This is a genomic window from Pseudoflavonifractor gallinarum (assembly GCF_014982855.1).
GTDB classification, from domain to species: Bacteria; Bacillota; Clostridia; order Oscillospirales; family Oscillospiraceae; genus Pseudoflavonifractor_A; species Pseudoflavonifractor_A gallinarum.
Map to the genome: position 1 here is coordinate 1 of NZ_JADCKF010000010.1, position 18,645 is coordinate 18,645.

The 18,645-nt window shown below is 55.7% G+C and carries 27 protein-coding genes; 16 read left to right on the forward strand and 11 right to left on the reverse strand.

Annotated features, from left to right (window positions below):
• Positions 1–325 precede the first annotated feature (325 nt).
• From INF37_RS11100 to INF37_RS11110, 3 genes are all read right to left on the reverse strand, one after another.
• Complete coding sequence (locus INF37_RS11100; protein ID WP_193538338.1) at positions 326–1,171, reverse strand: 4Fe-4S binding protein; 846 nt, start codon at positions 1,169–1,171, stop codon at positions 326–328.
• Complete coding sequence (locus tag INF37_RS11105) at positions 1,168–1,533, reverse strand: ArsR/SmtB family transcription factor (RefSeq protein ID WP_193538339.1); 366 nt, start codon at positions 1,531–1,533, stop codon at positions 1,168–1,170. The genes INF37_RS11100 and INF37_RS11105 overlap by 4 nt, the downstream gene beginning before the upstream one ends.
• A 170-nt stretch (positions 1,534–1,703) precedes the next feature.
• Positions 1,704–2,036: a winged helix-turn-helix transcriptional regulator gene (locus INF37_RS11110; RefSeq protein ID WP_186964333.1), complete on the reverse strand. Its 333-nt coding sequence runs from the start codon at positions 2,034–2,036 to the stop codon at positions 1,704–1,706.
• A gap of 126 nt (positions 2,037–2,162) precedes the next feature.
• Between INF37_RS11110 and INF37_RS11115 the strand changes: the two genes are divergently transcribed.
• Both INF37_RS11115 and INF37_RS11120 read left to right on the forward strand, forming a co-directional pair.
• Positions 2,163–2,714 carry a flavodoxin family protein gene (locus INF37_RS11115; RefSeq protein WP_193538341.1) on the forward strand — a complete coding sequence of 184 codons (552 nt, stop codon included), beginning with the start codon at positions 2,163–2,165 and terminating at the stop codon, positions 2,712–2,714.
• A gap of 303 nt (positions 2,715–3,017) precedes the next feature.
• Positions 3,018–4,157, forward strand: a complete 1,140-nt coding sequence (locus INF37_RS11120; protein WP_193538342.1) for a transglutaminase domain-containing protein — start codon at positions 3,018–3,020, stop codon at positions 4,155–4,157.
• An 8-nt stretch (positions 4,158–4,165) separates the two neighbouring features.
• Here the strand turns inward: INF37_RS11120 and INF37_RS11125 are convergent, their stop codons facing one another.
• Positions 4,166–4,570: a hypothetical protein gene (locus tag INF37_RS11125; RefSeq protein ID WP_193538343.1), complete on the reverse strand. Its 405-nt coding sequence runs from the start codon at positions 4,568–4,570 to the stop codon at positions 4,166–4,168.
• Positions 4,571–4,776: 206 nt separating this feature from the next.
• Here INF37_RS11125 and INF37_RS11130 point away from each other — a divergent pair, with 206 nt between their 5' ends.
• Genes INF37_RS11130 through INF37_RS11140 form a run of 3 tightly spaced genes read left to right on the forward strand, consistent with a single transcriptional unit; the run spans position 4,777 to position 6,180 of the window.
• Positions 4,777–5,223, forward strand: coding sequence for a hypothetical protein (locus INF37_RS11130; RefSeq protein WP_193538345.1), 447 nt, complete (start codon positions 4,777–4,779; stop codon positions 5,221–5,223).
• Positions 5,220–5,999 (forward strand): alpha/beta fold hydrolase, encoded by a 780-nt coding sequence (locus INF37_RS11135; RefSeq protein WP_193538346.1) that lies wholly within the window; start codon positions 5,220–5,222, stop codon positions 5,997–5,999. The genes INF37_RS11130 and INF37_RS11135 overlap by 4 nt, the downstream gene beginning before the upstream one ends.
• Complete coding sequence (locus INF37_RS11140) at positions 5,962–6,180, forward strand: aspartate dehydrogenase (protein WP_193538347.1); 219 nt, start codon at positions 5,962–5,964, stop codon at positions 6,178–6,180. The genes INF37_RS11135 and INF37_RS11140 overlap by 38 nt, the downstream gene beginning before the upstream one ends.
• A 186-nt stretch (positions 6,181–6,366) precedes the next feature.
• Here INF37_RS11140 and INF37_RS11145 read toward each other — a convergent pair whose 3' ends face one another.
• On the reverse strand, positions 6,367–7,287 hold the full coding sequence (locus INF37_RS11145; protein WP_207730487.1) for a LysR family transcriptional regulator: 921 nt from the start codon (positions 7,285–7,287) through the stop codon (positions 6,367–6,369).
• 149 nt (positions 7,288–7,436) lie between these two features.
• Between INF37_RS11145 and INF37_RS11150 the strand changes: the two genes are divergently transcribed.
• Positions 7,437–7,913 (forward strand): flavodoxin, encoded by a 477-nt coding sequence (locus INF37_RS11150; protein WP_193538349.1) that lies wholly within the window; start codon positions 7,437–7,439, stop codon positions 7,911–7,913.
• Positions 7,914–7,966: 53 nt separating this feature from the next.
• On the opposite strand, the gene INF37_RS11155 is transcribed toward INF37_RS11150, so the two are convergent.
• From INF37_RS11155 to INF37_RS11165, 3 genes are read right to left on the reverse strand one after another with little or no spacing between them, the layout of a single operon-like run.
• Positions 7,967–8,410, reverse strand: coding sequence for a GNAT family N-acetyltransferase (locus tag INF37_RS11155; protein WP_193538350.1), 444 nt, complete (start codon positions 8,408–8,410; stop codon positions 7,967–7,969).
• Between the two features lie 9 nt (positions 8,411–8,419).
• Positions 8,420–9,169: a GNAT family N-acetyltransferase gene (locus tag INF37_RS11160; RefSeq protein WP_193538351.1), complete on the reverse strand. Its 750-nt coding sequence runs from the start codon at positions 9,167–9,169 to the stop codon at positions 8,420–8,422.
• 6 nt (positions 9,170–9,175) lie between these two features.
• Complete coding sequence (locus INF37_RS11165; RefSeq protein ID WP_193538352.1) at positions 9,176–9,706, reverse strand: dihydrofolate reductase family protein; 531 nt, start codon at positions 9,704–9,706, stop codon at positions 9,176–9,178.
• Between the two features lie 128 nt (positions 9,707–9,834).
• Between INF37_RS11165 and INF37_RS11170 the strand changes: the two genes are divergently transcribed.
• The 10 genes from INF37_RS11170 to INF37_RS11215 all read left to right on the forward strand — a co-directional run bounded on the left by INF37_RS11170 (position 9,835) and on the right by INF37_RS11215 (position 15,922).
• A complete protein-coding gene (locus tag INF37_RS11170) occupies positions 9,835–10,743 on the forward strand; it encodes a helix-turn-helix transcriptional regulator (RefSeq protein ID WP_193538353.1) in 909 nt (302 codons plus the stop codon).
• A gap of 1 nt (position 10,744) precedes the next feature.
• The gene (locus tag INF37_RS11175; RefSeq protein WP_193538354.1) at positions 10,745–11,065 is read left to right on the forward strand and encodes a TfoX/Sxy family protein; all 321 of its coding nucleotides are present in this window, start codon (positions 10,745–10,747) and stop codon (positions 11,063–11,065) included.
• Between the two features lie 2 nt (positions 11,066–11,067).
• Positions 11,068–11,703 carry a GyrI-like domain-containing protein gene (locus INF37_RS11180; protein WP_193538356.1) on the forward strand — a complete coding sequence of 212 codons (636 nt, stop codon included), beginning with the start codon at positions 11,068–11,070 and terminating at the stop codon, positions 11,701–11,703.
• A gap of 8 nt (positions 11,704–11,711) precedes the next feature.
• On the forward strand, positions 11,712–12,641 hold the full coding sequence (locus INF37_RS16040; RefSeq protein ID WP_186964348.1) for a GNAT family N-acetyltransferase: 930 nt from the start codon (positions 11,712–11,714) through the stop codon (positions 12,639–12,641).
• 13 nt (positions 12,642–12,654) lie between these two features.
• The gene (locus tag INF37_RS11190; protein WP_193538357.1) at positions 12,655–13,212 is read left to right on the forward strand and encodes a DUF3795 domain-containing protein; all 558 of its coding nucleotides are present in this window, start codon (positions 12,655–12,657) and stop codon (positions 13,210–13,212) included.
• Between the two features lie 4 nt (positions 13,213–13,216).
• Positions 13,217–13,612 (forward strand): SRPBCC family protein, encoded by a 396-nt coding sequence (locus INF37_RS11195; RefSeq protein ID WP_193538358.1) that lies wholly within the window; start codon positions 13,217–13,219, stop codon positions 13,610–13,612.
• Positions 13,613–13,742: 130 nt separating this feature from the next.
• The gene (locus tag INF37_RS11200; RefSeq protein WP_193538360.1) at positions 13,743–14,600 is read left to right on the forward strand and encodes an AraC family transcriptional regulator; all 858 of its coding nucleotides are present in this window, start codon (positions 13,743–13,745) and stop codon (positions 14,598–14,600) included.
• 3 nt (positions 14,601–14,603) lie between these two features.
• On the forward strand, positions 14,604–14,939 hold the full coding sequence (locus INF37_RS11205; RefSeq protein WP_186964352.1) for a hypothetical protein: 336 nt from the start codon (positions 14,604–14,606) through the stop codon (positions 14,937–14,939).
• Between the two features lie 4 nt (positions 14,940–14,943).
• Positions 14,944–15,303, forward strand: coding sequence for a dihydropteridine reductase (locus INF37_RS11210; protein ID WP_193538361.1), 360 nt, complete (start codon positions 14,944–14,946; stop codon positions 15,301–15,303).
• Positions 15,304–15,322: 19 nt separating this feature from the next.
• Complete coding sequence (locus tag INF37_RS11215) at positions 15,323–15,922, forward strand: TetR/AcrR family transcriptional regulator (protein WP_193538363.1); 600 nt, start codon at positions 15,323–15,325, stop codon at positions 15,920–15,922.
• Positions 15,923–16,044: 122 nt separating this feature from the next.
• On the opposite strand, the gene INF37_RS11220 is transcribed toward INF37_RS11215, so the two are convergent.
• The 3 genes from INF37_RS11220 to INF37_RS11230 all read right to left on the reverse strand — a co-directional run bounded on the left by INF37_RS11220 (position 16,045) and on the right by INF37_RS11230 (position 18,641).
• Positions 16,045–16,803, reverse strand: a complete 759-nt coding sequence (locus INF37_RS11220; protein WP_193538365.1) for a MerR family transcriptional regulator — start codon at positions 16,801–16,803, stop codon at positions 16,045–16,047.
• A 60-nt stretch (positions 16,804–16,863) separates the two neighbouring features.
• On the reverse strand, positions 16,864–17,481 hold the full coding sequence (locus INF37_RS11225; protein WP_193538366.1) for a CatA-like O-acetyltransferase, family 2: 618 nt from the start codon (positions 17,479–17,481) through the stop codon (positions 16,864–16,866).
• Between the two features lie 287 nt (positions 17,482–17,768).
• Positions 17,769–18,641, reverse strand: coding sequence for a DegV family protein (locus INF37_RS11230; protein ID WP_193538367.1), 873 nt, complete (start codon positions 18,639–18,641; stop codon positions 17,769–17,771).
• Between the last annotated feature and the right edge of the window lie 4 nt (positions 18,642–18,645).

An 18,645-nucleotide genomic window follows, 5' to 3' on the forward strand; every position in this document is an offset into this window, starting at 1 on the left:
TAGCTGTACAATCTTCTCGGACATGGTTTGCTGTCTCCTTTCGAATGGTGGTGTCGCAACTTCATTCTACCAGAGATCTGCAAACCATGTCTTTTTTTGTTTTTGCGAAACTTATTCTACCTGACCTTGGCCTATTTCAGATTCATATCACTCGATGGAACAAATTATATCCGTATTAAAAGACAGCGAAATTCAAAAATAAGAACAGGGCCTCTGAATGGAAATGTTTCAGAGACCCTGTTCTCTGTATCGCAATGTAAAAATTTTCGGAACTTGGAACCAGACATCGGCTCCTGAAAAACATAATACGGGAGTCACGCTCCGATCAAAATATCTTTGCTGACCCAAGCGGCTGCATTGGATGGGACGGTTTCCAAGAATGCAAGAACACAAACCTGCAGTTATGCTCCGAGAAATAGTTCGTTTTTCTTGGATTCACTGCAACTTTTTTCATCTTATTTGCTGCAATCGCCGCCAAAATTTTATTTATACTTCTTGAGTGCGTCAGGCAAATACCGATACAGCGCATGCAGCTGATACATTTTTTATGATCGGTTTTGGAGGGATTGGTCAATGGAATTGCCTGAACAGGACATTTTTTCGCACACAATCCGCAGTTCGTACAGTTCTTCTTTGTAACAGGCTTGATGGGTACGCCGTGATACTCCCGGTATGGACTGCTGCCGGGAAGGACCAGATCGTCTGGTATCCGCCCCTCCTCTATGCGCTGCCGGATCTGTTTTGCGAATTGAGAAAGTTCTTCCAAATCTTTGTGATCGGGGCGCCCCTGTGCATACCGATGCATGATAGAATGCTCTGCGACCGCAGCAACAGCGGCCACACAGCAAAACCCGGAATTCCTCAGTATCGTTTTTAATTCAAGTAACGTATCATCGTAGGCGCGATTCCCATACACCACAATCAGTATCGCTTTTGCACCATTTGCGCGTATCTTTTCCAACCGTTCCGCTGCAATCGCCGGAACCCGTCCGCCGAAAGAAGGAACCGCAACCATGCAGATATCCTCTTGTGTCAATGAAATTTGGTGAAAGTCCGTTGCAAAATCGGTCAGATCGATTGTTTTTGCCTCCTGTCCAAAGGCCTGTACAAATGAATTGGCAACCTTATCTGTGCCTCCAGTGGGGCTAAAGATGATTTTATAGATGCTCATCTGCTTCTCTCCTTATATGTAGGGCAATGTTTCATCAGCTCGACTGCATGATGGAACAGTTCTGATACTGCCAGCAAACTACTGCTTGCAGCGTCCAAATAATAAAAATTTTTTGTACCTTCGCGTCTGACGTCTATGATACCTGCATCTTTCAGAATTTTCAGGTGATGGGACACCGCCGCACGCGAAATATTCGTACTATTTTGAATTTCTCCTACACGCAAGCCCCCTGCTCCGCAATTTTCAATGAAAACACGGATGATGAGCTGACGTGTTTCATCTCCAATCGCACATAGCGCAGGACGGCAAGCATTGAATCTTTGCGCCAACTGATCCCGATTCATTTTCATTGCTTCGTCCATTCTGTCACCTTCGTTTTTAATGGTCCATATGGATAAACCATTATAGCACAAACTATGGCCTACGAACGATTGGTAAAGAAAATCAAGTCCATTCACCTATGTTTCCCGACCAGAATATGATCGTCCCAAATAAAAAGCAGAAGGAAACCACACCGGTTTCCTTCTGCTTTTTATAGCCGATTGCGGTCTCCCCATTCGCACATGCCGTCCAGAATGGGGATCAGGGACTTCCCACGCTCCGTCAGGCTGTACTCCACCTTTGGGGGGATCTGGGGATATTCCTCCCGGTGAACCAGCTGATCCGCTTCCAGTTCCTTCAAGGTGGTGCTGAGCGTTTTATAAGAGATTCCTCCGATGTATCGTTTCATCTCATTGAACCGCACCACGCCAAACTCCATCAAGGTATAGAGAATGGTCATCTTGTACTTGCCGTTGATGAGAGAAAGCGTATAACTGAACCCGGTGGTCCCCAGGCACTCATTGGCAATACAGCGCACGCCCATGTTACACTCTCCTTTTAGTAAGTACCGCACTTTTATGTGCGTACTTGCTTTTTGTTTCATGCTTGCTAAAATTTTAGTATCAAACATGAGAAAAGTCAATCCAACCGAAACCAGGAGGAATGTACGATGCGCAGAAAAATTGTAATTTTAAACGGCAGCCCCCGCAAAAGCGGCAACACCTCTGCACTGGTAAAAGCGTTCCAGGAAGGTGCGGAGAGTGCAGGCCATACTGTCACCGAGTTCTTTTTGGACAAAATGAGCATTCATGGGTGTAAGGGATGCTTCGGCGGCCACAGCGATCGGGATTGTCCCTGTGTCCAGCAGGACGATATGAATCAGATTTATCCGGCTGTCCGGGACTGCGATGTGATCGTTCTTGCCAGTCCACTGTATTACTGGACGATGAGCGGGCAGCTGCGCACCGCCCTTGACCGCCTGTTTGCCCTGGAGGAAGGCGGCAGAAATCTCCTGCGCGGCAACGGAACATCTTCCGTGCTTTTGATGGCTGCGGAAGGGTATGAATTTGACGACGCCGTCCTCTACTATGACCACCTGCTGGAGCATCTGCGGTGGAACAATCTCGGTCATGTCTTGGCTGGCGGCAACATGGATGCGGGCGACATCCAAGGAAAGGACGAACTTCAGCAGGCCTTTGCGCTTGGAAAATCGATTTCATAATTCTTCCAAAAGGGTACGGAATTCCGCGCCAGGCCCCATCCATGGCGTCAGCGGAAGGGCCCACATCACAAATGACAAAAGAAGGTGCCGCAGCGGATTCCCGACTGGGATCCTGCTGAGGCACCTTTTCATGCAGATAGACGGAGAAACTTTTGGTTCCCACAAATACGGCTGGACCTTATCCTGAAAAAGCGATCTCTGAAAACAGGAAGACCCGTGTCGCTTATGAAAGCGAAAGTTCATTGCCCCATCCCCTGGGTTTATGCTATGATACGGTCACGGAGTATTGCAGGAGGGATTTCCATGTCCAAAAGAAGAATTGCCGCTGTCTGCGCGCTTTTCCTGCTGCTGAGTCTGTGCAGCTGTTCCGAGCAGACAGCGGAAGTCCACAGCACCAGCGTGCCGACTGCCACTTTGGCACCAGAAGAAGTTCCGGTACCGAAGCCATCTGACCCAATGGACGGCGTCTATCCGGCCACATCCCTGGAGGATGCGGCGGAGATTCTAAAACAGGCCTATGAGGGAATGGTCCCCCAACTGACCTTTGCCTTTTCCGATGCGGAATTGTCTCTGCAGGACCGGTCTATTTTCCTGCAAAATGCGTCCAGTCAGGTTTTGAGTCAGTATCCCGAACTGAAATATGCATATCAGCTGGATTGTACGGACGGCCCGGAGGGTACCGTCTGTCAGATCCGCTACATGCCCTATAAATTGGGCTATCCGGACGGGATGCCAGAGGGCGGAATGGAGATCCGCTGTCTGGCCGACCTGGTGGAGGTTGCCGATGCCCACCTGGGAGAAACCGAAATTCCCATCGCCATCCTTGATCCGGATCTTTTGGTGGATGATATGCAGCGGGCTTTGCAGCAGGCGGGCTATGGCTATGTGCTTTATATGCTCAACAGCGACGCCACCGCCATCTGTGCCGTCCCCGGCAATTCCGACACGCTGGAGCCGAGTGTGGCACAGGCAAGAGAGTTAAAAAATCTAACCCAGTCCATTGCGGAGCAGATTTTTACGGATGATATGGGGGACGAGGCGAAGCTGCGCGCCATTTACCGCTACATCGTGGAACATACCTCCTATGATTCCCGCTATTATCAGGACCCCAATGCCCTGCCCTATGAGTCCCGCACCGCATACGGCCCGCTGAAGTATGGAACCGCCATCTGCGGCGGCTTTTCCTGGGCCTTCAACATGCTCTGCCAAGAGGCCGGGATCCCCTGCTGGAATGTCACCGGCGTGGCCGCCGGAGAGGAGCATATGTGGAACTGTGCCCGGATGGATGGCGAATACCGGTACTTTGATACTACCTGGGACGCCGGAATTACGAATGAGGCACAGTGGCGATATTTTGCATGCACAGAGGAGGAAATCACCCAAAATCATCAGTGGGGGCCCGGACAGGAGGAACTGATCCACGCATTGACCGATGCAACATAGGATGCGGGCTATAACGTGACCGAATCGGTCTCTCCGAAATCATGTTCCCCGGAGAACTCCACTTCCAGCTGCTCTTTCGGCTGGCCGATGTACTGCCGGGACTCCCGGAGCCGCCGCTCCAGCGCCACGATTTCCTCCTGGATCTGCCGGCGGCTTTTGGCCCGGTTGCTCTGCAGAAAGAGATGGTACCGCGCTTGCAGGGATTCTGCCTTCGGTGGCAAGGTAATGACCGCGTCCCCGATCTGGTTCCCCTCCAATTCGTTCCGGCAGATCTCATCGTCCATGACCGCCATATAGAGCGCACATCGGGTGAACTCCCGGAGCGACATCCGGATCATCCAGCGCCGGTAGACCGCGGATCCAACGGCGACTGCCAGGCAGCCAAGGGCCGCAGCTTTGTGACCTGTCTTCATATTCTTTCATCCTCCCGCGTTTTGAATCTTGCGTCCGGGCTCATGACAAAACAGCCTGGATCTGAAGAGTACAATAGCAGATAAAAGCGCATTTGAGATAAATATTTCCTTAATTCTCTTTAAAATCGTGCGATTCCCCTCCGGGACGGAGTGTTTCAGGCTGAACCTGTCTGCCCAGGAGGAGCAATTCTGAGGAGTGTACAGACATGGATTTTCTATCCATCGCAATGATCCTTTTTATCATCATGGAGTCGGCCAATGTGGCCATCCTCTACTTCTGGCCCGGCAGCCGGTTGGGCAACGGTGTGGGCGTCTTCAACGCCTTTTCCAATCCGGAGAGCGAGGAGCAGCGGCTGTTTGCCTCTTATCTGGTGAACTGGGTGGCCGGTGTGAAGCTGATTTTCCTCTTCCTGCTGGCGGTGATTCTGGTGATCGGTACGGAGCAGGTGAAGCTGTGGGCGGTGGTGGCCATGATCTTGTCCATCGCCACCTACTTCTGGCGGCTGCACCCCACCATCCAAAAGCTGGACGCCATGGGCTGCATCACGCCCAAGGGCTATTCCAAGGCGCTGGGCTGGATGATCACCGGATTTCTCATCATGTTCACCCTGGCTTTGATTGGGCATATACTGACCGAGGTGATGGGAGCATGAAAACAAAACCGAGGTCCCAGCGCAAAAAATGGCTCGTCGCCGGAGGAATCCTTCTTCTGATCCTGGTCCTTCTGACTGGGCTGTTTTTCTGGTATGTGTCCGATTACTACCGGGCGGAGGATGTGGCCCTTGCGGTGATGGAACAGGACAGCGGCATCACGGCGCAGGACAATCTGACCATCCTCTCCCCTACCTATCCCACCGATACCGCCATCATTTTCTATCCGGGCGCCAAGGTGGAGGCCGAGGCCTACCTGCCTCTGCTGGATCAGATCCGACAGCTCGGAGTCACCTGCATTTTGGTCCATATGCCTTTCCACATGGCGATTTTCAATGCTGATGCGGCGGAGGATGTCATTGCCCAGTTCCCCGAGATGCAGCACTGGTATATTGCCGGGCACTCCATGGGCGGCGCCATGGCCTCCAAGTTTGCCTCCGACCATCCCGACCAGGTGGACGGACTGATTCTGATGGGCGCTTACATCTACGGTGATTATCCGGCGGAAAAGGCCCTGACCATTTACGGCTCCCTCAACCAGAGCGTGGAGGACCACATCGACTACACGGAGAACATCGTAGAGATCGAGGGCGGCAACCACGCCCAGTTCGGCAACTACGGTCCGCAGAAGGGGGACCTGCCCGCTGCGATCTCTGCTCAGGAGCAGCAGGCTCAGACAGTAGCCGCCATTGCGGCATTTCTGGAGTCGGCGGATGCGCCGGATCGAGGAGGGGCACAGAATGTTTTTCAAGAAAAAGCCCAAGACACAGCCCTATGACAAAGAAAACCAAAAGCCGGTGATCCGCGCCAGCATCTGCACCGGGGAAAAGGTCGCAGGATTTCAGGACATCCGTACCGGAACATTCCGCGAGGTCATGCTGATCCGTACGCCCAGTGATCTGGAGGAATTCCGCCGACTCTACGATATCGGCGAGCGCGAGATCCCCACTCAATACTGAAAGCAGAGCAGATCTCGAATGAGATCTGCTCTGCTTTTTATCATCCAAATCATGCCGCACCGGCCCCGGCTCTCGTATTCCCGCAGAATGTACCTGGAGGTGTGATCGCGTTTCCACGCCTTCTGCCTAGTCATATGGAAACCTCCAAATGAAAAATGTGGGTATCCTTCCTCGGATGCCCACGTGCTAAAATGACTCCTTCACAATGTCGAATGTTTCTTTTCCTTCCGATGCCCACGGAACATCTTTAATGTGCTGACGGAAGGCCTCCACCACCGGAGTCAGCGCCTGATCCTTCTTCCAGACCAGCACCGTCCCCGTCTCCATAGGCGGAGAAAGGGGCAGGAACCGGAGGCCATCAAACGCCAGGTTCAGGTCGAACCCCAGCGCCGCTCCCACACCGCAGCGCACCATATTGGCTGCATTGAGGATCAGATTGAAGGTCGCGGCGATCTGCAGACGATCCCAACCATCGCCAAACCAACTGGCAAGCTCCCGCTGTACACTCTCCCGCCCACTGACCAGCAGAGGAACCGATTCCAGATCCTGCGGCGTGACCGCCTCCAGTTCAGCCAAGGGAGAATCTGTCCGCACTAACACGCCCCAGCGGTCCTTCTCCCGCATCCGGCAGAAGGCATACTTGCCCACATCCACCGGCTCCGTCAGCAGTCCCATATCCAGAAGACCCATATCCAGCCGCTCTTTCACATCGTCGGCATTGGCGCTGAAGATGCGGAAGGTGACCTTGGGATAGCGCTCTCGAAAGGTGCGGATGGCCTGGGAGAGGAAGGTCATGCTCCGGGTCTCCCCTGCACCAATGGTGATCTCGCCCATCAGCTCCGTCTCTCGGGCAGCAAATTCCCGGGCTGTTTTGTCCGCCAAGTCCACCAATTCCTGGGCCCGGCGGCGCAGCAGCATCCCCTCGTCGGTGAGGACGATGTGGTAGCGGCTGCGGTGAAAGAGCTGCACGCCCAGCTCCTCCTCCAGCTGCATCAGCTGCCGGGACAGGGTGGGCTGGGTCAGATGGAGCAGGGCCGCGGCCTTGGTGATGTTCTCCTCCCGGGCCACTGCCAGAAAATACCTCAAAACGCGAAGTTCCACGGTCATCCCTCCTTCTTCTATCCTACTACTCTCCTCCCGCTCCCGCAAGATAAAGATGCCTTTTTAGAATAACTGCAAATAGAAAATGAGTATTTTACATTTTTGAGCGGTAGATTTACAATAGAGGCGAAGCATACCATAAGGAGGTTATTCGTATGAACGCATTGGTTGCTTATTTTTCCGCTACCGGCACCACCGCCAAGGCGGCGAAGGCTCTGGCAAACGCCGTGGGCGGGGATCTCTATGAGATCAAACCTGCCGTTCCCTACACCAACGCCGATCTGAACTGGATGGACAAGGGCTCCCGCTCCAGCGTGGAGATGAAGGATGCCCACTCCCGCCCCGCTCTGGCCGACACCGATGCCCCGGTAGCCGGACACGATGTGATCTTCCTGGGGTTCCCCGTGTGGTGGTATGTGGCCCCCACCATCCTCAACACCTTCCTGGAGGCCTATGACTTCACCGGAAAGACCATCGTTCTCTTCGCCACCTCCGGCGGCAGCGGCCTGGGCAAGTCGGCGGCCGGGCTGCGCCCCAGCGCCCCCGGTGCCAAGATCGTGGATGGCAAGCTGCTCAATGGCCGCCTGAGCGAAGCTGAGCTGAAGGCCTGGGTGGAAGGGCTGAAGCTGTAACATATCCCGGATACTGAAAAAATGTGGAGCGCCTTAATTGGCACTCCACATTTTTATATCTCTCTTTGCAGATACACCATATCCACCAACGGAATCCCGCACTCGTAGATGGGATGGTCATAGTGGTCGGTGAAAAAGTTCTTGACCAAGTGGTGCCTGCGAAAGCCGCAGGATTGATAAAACGGGATGGTGGCGGGACTGTCCCCGGTGCCCACCTGCAGCACGGTATACTGCCCCCTGTAGGTTCGGATGAGGAAATCCACCAGGGCTTTCCCATAGCCCCTTCCCTGAAAGTCCGGCTCCACGGCAATGTTTTTCAGCTCCAAAATCCCATCGCCCTCGTCCGTCACTACACATTCGGCCTTGACTCCATCGTCCTCCAGCACATACATGGTACCACGCTCCAGATAGCGGTCGATCATGTCCTCCTGCTCGTCCGCCAGCAGCAGCAAATCAAGGTACTGCTTTTTATCGGTTTCCACTTTTCGAATTACCATGAACACACCCTACTTTTTCAAAAGTCGCTTCAGCGCGGCGGCGTCCAGCAGATTTACGGTCACGAACTTTCCCCGATAAAATACCGCCCAGTTGTTGAACACACAGGGCAGAGCCTTGGCCTTTTCCAGCGTGTCCACCGGAATGAGGGTATAGGGAACCTCCAGCTCCTGGCAAGTCTTACGCACCAGCTCCACGCTCTGATGGGTGTAGGGACACTGGGGACTGTAGTAGATGGTCAGCTCCTGATGTTCCACCTCCACCCCCTTGGCGTTCTCCGCAAAGCGGGGCTTTGTCCCATCAAAGGAGCGGGCCAGCAGCCGGTAGCCGTCCGGCGTGGTGTCCACCGTTTCAAACCCATATTTTTCTGCGAAGGCCTGGTCTGAAAGCCAGGCCTTCTGTTTTTCGGCTCCCAGCATACACACGCCGGATTTCCCCTTGGCCCTGGCATCAGCCAGGCAGTACTCCATCAGCTGCCTGCCGTAGCCCTTGCCTTTGAAGTCCCCGGTGACCCACAGGCAGTAGAGGTAGAGATAGTTCTCCCCCTCCACCGGCACCCAGGCCGTCTCCAACGGAGCGTACTCGATGAACACCACGCCCTTGGCATCCAGCTTGCGGAACACATGGCCTTCTTTCAGCCGCTCTCTGAGCCAGGCCCGCTTGGCCTCCACACCGGGATGGGGCTTCTTGCTGCGGATGATGCAGCACAGGTGCTCCTGTTCCAGATTTTCTTCTGTCAGATTGATAAATGGTTCCCGCATTGCCTATCACCGCTTTTCGTACACCAGATCCACGATCCCGTTCCAAGGTTCCGTTCTCACCAGCTTCAGCGGCGCTTCCTGAGAAAGCTCCGGAAACAGCCGCACACCCCTGCCCAGCACGGTGGGGATGATGGACAGCCACAGCTGATCGATGCATCCCTCTTTCCAAAGCTGCCCGGCCACGGACGCACCGCCGCAGATCCAGACATTGCCCCCATACTCCCCTTTCAGCTTGTCCACCAGGGCAGTCAGTTCCTCATTCCAGAAGAAAATATCCTTCTGGTCCGCTTCCTGCCGGTGGGTCACCACATAACAAAGGCGGCCCTCATAGGGCCAGCGGTCCGGGGAGAGCTCTGTCACCAGCTGGTGATAAGTCGTCCAGCCCATGACGATGACATCCACCGTATCCAAAAAGGCCGGGTAGCTGCCGGGGGCATCCGGCTCGCTGCCGTCACCCGCCAGCCAATCCACGCCGCCCCGCGCGTCCGCAATGTATCCGTCCAAACTCATGGCGAGATATAACACAGTCTTTCCCATAACGATTCCCTCCGTGGTTCCTATTGTACCCAATGGCCCCCAAAAACACAAGGCAAGCGAAACATGACAGACTGTTGTCCGGTTCCTGTGCTATAATACAGACAAAACCGGGAAAGGCGGCGTGGCGCATGAAAATGGAGCGGCTCATCGGCATATTGTCCATTCTGCTCCAGCGGGAGAAGGTCACCGCCCCCGAGCTGGCAGAACAATTCGAGGTATCCCGCCGGACCATTCAGCGAGACATTGAGTCCCTCTGCCGGGCGGGTATTCCCATCGCCACCGTCCAGGGGGCTGGCGGCGGTATCTCCATCATGGAGGGCTACCGGGTGGACCGTACCGTGCTCACCGCTCCGGAAATGCAGGCCATCCTGGCGGGGCTCAGGAGCCTGGACAGCGTCAGCGGCACCCGGCGCTATGCCCAGCTGATGGAGAAGCTGTCCGCCGGGACCGGCGGACTGGTGAACGGGGGCGCACACATGCTCATTGATCTATCCTCCTGGTACAAGACCAGCCTGCCGCCGAAAATTGAGCTCATCCAAGGGGCCATCGAGCAACACCGCACCATCCGTTTCCCCTACTTCTCCCCCAAGGAGGAGTCGGTCCGCACCGTGGAGCCCTACTATCTGCTGTTCCACTGGTCCACCTGGTATGTGTGGGGCTGGTGTCAGACCCGGGAGGATTTTCGCCTCTTTAAGCTCAACCGCATGACGGAGCTCTCTACCGGCGAGCCCTTTACTCCCCGCCCCGCTCTCCTGCCCAATCTGGAGCCGGAGCGGGTCTTCCCGGTAAAATATCAGGTCACCGTGCGCTTTGATCCCACCTGCCGCTGGCGGCTGGTGGAGGAGTACGGCGCAGACCGTTTTACCGTGGAGCCGGACGGAAGACTGCGCTTCACCGGCGGCTTTCCTGATGCCGACAGCGTACTCAGCTGGGTCCTGACTTTTGGAGACAAGGCGGAGCTGCTGGAGCCGGAAGAACTGCGGGAGCAACTTGGGGATTTGATCAAAACACTGGCCCAGCGCTACAGGAGGAATTGACATGGCGTCTCATCCGGATTTTGTAACCTATGTGGCCGAGCAGCTGCGGGAGGCCGGAGCCATCCGCAGTCGGAAAATGTTCGGCGAATACGGTCTTTACTGCGACGATGTGTTTTTTGCCGTCATCTGCGATGACCAGTTTTTCGTAAAGGTCACCCCCCAGGGCGAAGCGGCCTTCCCCGACCTGCCCAAGGCGCCGCCATACGAGGGTGCCAGGGACTACATCTGGGTGGAGGATGTGGACGACCGGGACACCATGACCACCCTCACCCGCCTTACCTGTCTGGCCCTTCAGGCTCAGCCGAAAAAATGGAGGAAGTAATCATGGCCTTCGACTATAAAAAGGAATACAAGGAATTCTACCTACCACCCAAAACGCCGGGCATCGTCACCGTGCCCGCCATGCATTTTCTGGCCGTGCGGGGCCGAGGCGATCCCAACGAGGAGAGCGGTGCCTATAAGCAGGCCTTGGGGCTGCTCTATGCCGTGGCTTACACCATTAAAATGAGCAAGCTGGGCAAGCACAGGCCGGAGGGCTACTTCGACTATGTGGTGCCGCCTCTGGAGGGGCTTTGGTGGCAGGAGGGCATCCACGGGGTAGATTACGCCCGTAAAAAGGACTTTCAGTGGATCTCCCTCCTCCGTCTGCCGGAGTTCGTGACAAAAGAGGTCTTTGCCTGGGCCATCCGGGAGACCACGGAAAAGAAACAGCAGGACTTCTCCCCCGTGGAGTTCTTCTCCTGGGAGGAGGGGCTGTGCGTCCAGTGCATGCACATCGGTCCCTATGACGACGAGCCCGCCACTGTGGCCGCCATGGAGGAATACGCCACGGCCCAGGGTTACGAGGAAGACTTTGGGGAGGGCCGCTTCCACCATGAGATCTATTTGAGCGATGTACGGCGGTGCAAGCCGGAACGGCTGAAAACCGTGATCCGGCAGCCGATCAAACGGGCAGAGTGAGGAATGAGATGAACACGATCATTCGCAAAATACGCTTGGAGGAACATGACCTTCTGCGGGAATTTCTCTATCATGCCATCTATCTCCCGCAGGGCGTGGAGCCGCCGTCCCGATCTGTGATAGATCTGCCGGAGCTGCAGGTCTATATTGCGGACTTCGGCACACGGCCCGGCGACCACTGCATAGTAGCCGAGGCGGCGGGAAAAGTGGTAGGTGCGGTGTGGTGCCGCATCATGGTGGACTACGGACACATCGACAACGGCACCCCCTCTCTGGCCATCTCGTTACTGCCGGAGTATCGCGGGCTGGGCATCGGGGCGCGGCTTCTGAAGGCTCTTTTGCTCCTGCTCCAAGAGAATGGGTACCGGCGGGCATCCCTCTCCGTGCAGAAAGAAAATCCGGCTCTGCATCTCTACCAGCGGACAGGATTCCGCATCGTGGCGGAAAAGGAAACGGAGTATTTGATGCTTTGGGACAGCACCCAAAGGGGACAACAGGAGAATATGAATATGGAAGCAGAGAAACAGAGGGAAAGTAAAATCCGGCAGTGGTTTTCCATGTGGCTGGATAGGCAGGACACGGGCATTGAGGAGCTATTCGCCCCGGATGCCGTCTATATTGAGAGCTGGGGGCCGGAGTACTACGGCAGCGGAAAGATCAAGCTGTGGTTTGATGAATGGAACAGCCGGGGCACCGTAGAGCGCTGGAACATCCGGCAGTATTTCCACAAGGGGGACCAGACCGTGGTGGAGTGGGCTTTCCGGTGTGTCATGGCGGACGGCACCATCCAGAGTTTTGACGGTCTCTCCCTCATCCGCTGGAATGAGGTGGGACAGATCTGCTTTTTACAGGAATTCGGCTGCAACGAGAACCGCTATGATCCCTACGCTCAGGGGAAAACCCCGGTATTCCGGGAAGAGCAGGTGCTGTGGTTCTGAGGGAGGAAACGTTATGAAAGGCTTTACCAGAGAAGAGACCCGATTCTCCCTCTGTGGACTCAACTGCGCCCTGTGTTCCATGCGCCTGGGTGGCTACTGCCCCGGCTGCGGCGGAGGCGCAGGCAACCAGAGCTGCACAATAGCCAAATGTTCCCTGGAACACAAAAATATCCCATTCTGTTGGGAGTGTTCGGAATACCCCTGTCCCCGCTACGAGAGCTTTGACGATGGGGATTCCTTTGTCCCGCACCGGAACCGGCAGCAGGACATCGCCCTAGCCCGGGAGATTGGGCTGGAAGCCTACCTGGCCCAGTTGGAGAAAAAGCAAGCCATTTTGGAGAAACTTCTGGCCCATTACAATGACGGCCGCCGCAAGGCGCTTTTCAACACGGCGGTGTATCTCCTGCCCCTGGAAGACTTACAGTCCGTAATAGCTGTTCTGGACGGCAGGCCGGAATTGGAAGGCCAACCAATCAAGGAGCGTGCCCTTACCGCGGTGGGACTGCTTCAGGAGGCGGCGGACCGCCGGGGTATCAGCCTGAAACTGAACAAGGAACCGAAGAAGGGGTGATCCCATGGTGACGTCCAAGGTGACCGTCTATTTCCCCTACCCGGTGGTGCAGGTGTGGCAGACCGTGACCGACCTCGCCCATACCGTTTGGCGCAGCGACTTGGCTCGGGTGGAAGTTTTGGACGAAACCCACTTTGTGGAGTACACCAAAAGCGGATACGCCACGAACTTCACCGTCACAGCCTGCGAGCCCTTCCGGCGCTGGGCCTTCACCATGGAGAATGACAACATGTTCGGCTCCTGGGAGGGGATCTTTGAGGCGGCTGAGGGCGGTACCCGGCTGACCTGTACCGAGATAGTTCACGCAAAACATTGGTGGATGCATCCCTTCGTCCCCGGCTATCTGAAGCGGCAGCAGAAGCGATATCTGGACGATTTGCGAAAAGAATTGTGGAAGTAAGCTGTATAACACGAAAAAGCAGTTTCAAGAACCGTGTAATATAGACGCCACCAGACAAACATGAGCACGGAAAATCGGGCAGGAACCGCCCGTTTCCGGTATGCTGGAGGACAGAAGGACGGTGTGACCAATGGATTGGGTAACAAGCATTCATCAGGCCATCGGGTATATCGAGGCGCATCTCCGGGAGGAGCTGACCATCCGGGATGTCGCCCAGCAGGCGGCCCTGTCCCCCTTTTACTTTCAGAAGGGCTTTGCCATGCTGTGCGGCATGACGGTGGGCGACTATATCCGCCAGCGCCGGCTCTCCGCCGCCGGGCTGGAGGTCCTCACGACGGACCGGAAGATCATCGACATCGCGCTGGAGTTCGGCTATGACGCGCCGGACAGCTTTACCAGGGCCTTTGCCCGTTTCCATGGCCTTACACCTGCCGCACTGCGAAAAAGCGGAGGCGCGGTCCGTTCCTTTGCTCCGCTTCGAATCAACGTGACATTGGAAGGTGGTCAAAACATGGATTGCAAGATTATGAAAAAAGAGGCCTTTACCGTGCTCTGCCGGGCAAAGACGTTCAAGTATGAGGAGGCCGTGGCTCAGGTCCCCCAGTTCTGGGCGGAGCATTTCGGCACCGGCGGCGGCAAGGTGGTGTGCGGCATGTACGGCATCAACCTGGACGAGAGCATGGGCGGCAATGAGTTTGAATATCTCATCGCTGACAACTACGATCCCGCCAAAGAGATCCCGGATGGCTTCACCACCCGCACCATCCCGGCCCACACCTGGGCGGTGTTCCCCTGCACCGGCCGGATGCCCCAGGCGCTCCAGGGGCTGAACCAGCAGATCTTCTCCCAGTGGCTGCCCACGAACCCCGACTATAAGATCGCTGCGGGCATCAATGTGGAGCTGTACAGCGATGCCAGCAAATTTGAAAATGGCACCCAGGATCAGGACTACTACTGTGAGATCTGGATCCCGGTGGAAAAGAAGTAAAACATGTCCATGGACGATGACACCACCAAAAGCGATTTCCTAGGCGCCACCAACATGGAAAAAGGGATCTACGACCAGGACGCCCGGTTCTTTGTCCCCTATCACCGCCAGGTGGGTCTGAATGTCTATGAGCTGCCCATCTTCTCCCACGGTGTATTCCACCGGTATGACTACCAGTTCTTCTACCGCAATCTGCAGGAAAATGTGGGCGTGCGGCTCTTTTTTGCGATGCCGTTTTTGAAATCAGCACAAAACCCAAACCGTGTTGTTCTCTTTTCGCCTTATATCCCCTATGATCATATCAGCAGCTGCAGAGAATGGATCATACGAGGAGAATAATACCATGAACACGGATAAAATTTTTGCGGAAGCCATTGCCAATGAATATGCCCCCAAGGATACCTCCAAGGTCGTCGCCCTGAGAAAGCTGGATTGGAAAGCAAAGCGCGCGGCGACTCTCTTCGCCTATGGCTTCGGTATCGGGATGGCGCTGGTCCTCGGCCTGGGGATGTGCCTTTCCATGCATGTGATCGGAGGAGGCGGCGTTCTCATGACGGGAGCCGGGGTCCTCCTGGGCGTTCTGGGGCTTGTCGGCGTGGGGCTCAACTACCCCATCTATAAAAAACTTCTCCGGGTCGGCAAGGAAAAGTATGCTTTTGAGATCATGCAGCTGGCCCGGGAGATCAGCGAATCCGCCGAGTAAAATGAGAGGAGGGCGGCAGATGAACAAGTCCGAAAGCAAATACTTCAATACCGCCCTGCGGATGGATGAGGCCCTCCTGGCCCTGCTGGAGGAGAAGGACCTGGAATACATCACGGTGAAAGAGATCTGTCACCAGGCCGGTGTGAACCGCTCCACCTTCTACCTGCACTATGAGACCATCGCCGACCTGGTGAGTGAGACCTTGGAGATGATCAACCAGCGCTTTCTCTCCTATTTCCCCCAGCAGGAAGAAGAAATTCTGGGGAATATGGGCAGCCTAGCGCGGGAAGACCTTGTGTTGGTCACCCGGGAATATCTTCTCCCCTATCTCCGCTTTATCCGGGACAACAAAAAGGTCTACCGGGCGGCATTCCGGAACCCACGCAGCATGCAGGCTCATACGCGATACGGGGAACTGAAACAGCATATCCTCAGCCCCATTCTGGAGCGGTTTGAGGTCCCGTCCGCCCACCGCCCCTATTACATGGCCTACTATGTGGAGGGCATCATCGCCATCGTCAAGGAGTGGCTGCGGCAGGACTGCGCCGATGAGGTGGAGATGATCGCCGACATTATTGAGTCCTGCGTACGGCACAAAGACATCAGTCATGCGGAATAACGGTAGGGCCGCAGACCTCCTGCATGATAGAAAGCCTCCCATCCTCTGCTGTCAAGAAAACAACAGAGGATGGGAGGCTTGCATTTGATTGGCTGCGCACTAGGCGCAGCCCTGAGCCTGTTTTATTTTGCCCAATAGACCACAGCATCCCGCAGGAAGCGGGCGCAGCCGGGTACCTGTTTGTCATAGTAGGCGGTAAACCGCTCATCCATCACATAGAGCTCCGTGATCCCCCGGTGTTTCGCCTGGTCATACCGGTTCCCGGTGATGGTGAGCCACCGGCGGTGGAGGGTGGTGACCTTCCTTCCCTCCTCACTCTCCGGGGACAGCCCTGCCCGGACGGCAGCCTCCAGACGCTCTTGGATTTCCCGGCCCAGGTCCGTCCACTCCTGATACTGTTCCCGGGTCAGGTTCATTACCACCGCGTTGGCCTCGTCCACCTCTTTATCGCCATACTTGGCACGGATCTCCGCTCCGTAAACCTCCTCGTTATGGGCTACCGTGCGCTGCTTGAACACCTCAAATTTCTGCTCGTCGCTCATGATTTCCTTCCTTTCTTCCGCTCCGATGGTGTCTTTCACCGACCGGATGAGCTGCTCCAGCCGTTCCCGCTCCATCTCCAATGCAGCAAGATGGCTGCGCAGGGCGGCCAGACGGTCAAAGGAGGGATTATCCAGACATTCCTTGATTTGGGCCAGCTCCACCCCGAGGGCCCGGTAATAGAGAATGTCCTGCAGCCGGTCCACCTCCGCCCCGCTGTAGTAGCGGTAGCCGCTCTCCGCCACCCGGCTGGGCTTCAGCAGGCCGATCTGGTCGTACCAGCGCAGGGTGCGGGTGGTCACCCCGGACAGGCGCGACAGCTCCTGAATGGAATACTCCATAAACATCCCTCCCTGAGGATAGGGTATCAGTTGACGGAGCGTCAGAGTCAAGGGGAAATGCTAAATTTCTTTGATCTGCCGCTGCAGCCGCTCTAAAAATTCCGCCGCGGGGATGCCGTCCATTTGGGTGTGATGGAACTGGAAGGACACCGGCAGGGTGGCCCGCAGCCACCTTTTCCGGTATTTGCCCCAGATGAGGAAGGGGTTGTTATAGCATCCGGCATAAATGTTCACCGCACCGTCGATCTCATACCTCGCCAGGGCGGAGGTGCCGATGACCATATACTCCTCGCCCAGCTCAAAACTCTCCCCGCTCTCGTGGACCTGTCCGGTAAGCTTCCGGTAATCCCGGCTGAATTGCTCCAGATCCGAGGAAACGGGAATATCACAGGTGGCGATGCCGCCGTCCCGGGTGGTCACCACCGTGTTGACGGCCAGGCGGTCGTACTGCATCAGCTTGTCGCCCACCGGAAGGAGGTAAAAGTCCTCCATCCCGGCCGCCGCCTTTCCAATGCACCAGCACAGGAGCATATTGAACCTATAGCCCCGTTTCCGGCTCAGGCGCACCAGCGGAGTTACATCTAAGGTTTTCATCAGAGTCACCATGGGCATGGGCGCCTTCATCCAGAGTGCAAAGGCCTGTGCCCGGGAGGTGCTCTTTGGGTCTACTTCTCTCATATGGTTCTCCATTCTGTTCGTCAAATCAGGTTCGGATGGCCGCGGTAAGTAATCCATATCATACCATAGCGCCTCATAACCAGCAACTGATTCCCATGCTCCAAAGCCATAACTTGAAGATATAATGTCTACCCTATCCGTAAGCTCCTTTACCTTTGACCGAGTGAATTTCCGGGACGCAGATTGGCGGTGCACAGGACTGGTGACGGCTTATACACAGTCGATGATGAAGCAGGCGTCTCTTTCCCAAAAGAGACGCCTGCTCACTTGCTCACATACGATATCAATCAGCGTGTGTTTCCCCAATAAATCAGTGCCAGCATACCAGGGCCGGTGTGTGCCCCAATGATAGGCCCAATATCTGCTGTGAAGACCTTCGCTTCCGGAAATCGCTCCTGAATAGCAGTCTGTAAGGCCTGTGCGCCATCTGGACAAGCACCGTGGCCCACGACAACCGTTTTTCCCATCTCAGGCGACCAGCCCTGTTCCATTTTGGCCAACTGGGCCTTGATGGCCTGCTTTCGCCCCCTTGGTTTCTCCACCACAGCCAGTTCTCCGTCCTGGTTCACATGGAGGAGCGGCTTGATCTGCAGAGCCGTTCCAAGGACCGCAGTCCCGGCAGACACCCGTCCGCCCCGCCGCAAATGGTCAAACACATCCACTGTAAACCAATGACAGACCTCCAGACGATGCCGGCTCACCCATCCGGCCAGTTCATCCAGGGTATATCCCTCAGCCTGCCTCCGGGCCGCCTCGCAGACCAGAAATCCTTCTCCCACCGAGGCACATCGTGTATCCAGACATATGATGTTCCGCTCCGGGTATTCCTCTCGCAATTCCTCCGCACACACTTGAGCAGACTGAAAGGTCCCGGACATGCCGGAGGAGAAACACAAATACAAAATGTCGTTTCCCGCCCTCAGTACCGGTTCAAAAGACTGGAAATATTGGATGGGGGTGATCTGCGAGGTGGAGGCATAATTTCCTTCCTTTTGGAGGTCATAAAACCTTTGGGCTGAAATTGTGCCGTCCGGGCCATATGTATATTCCTGACCACCGATCTCAACTCGCATCGGGACGATACCGACAGGGGGCAGTGATGCAAGCCATTGGGGGCTGCAATCCGCCGTTGCATCGGTAAAGATCTGATAGGGAGCCATCTTA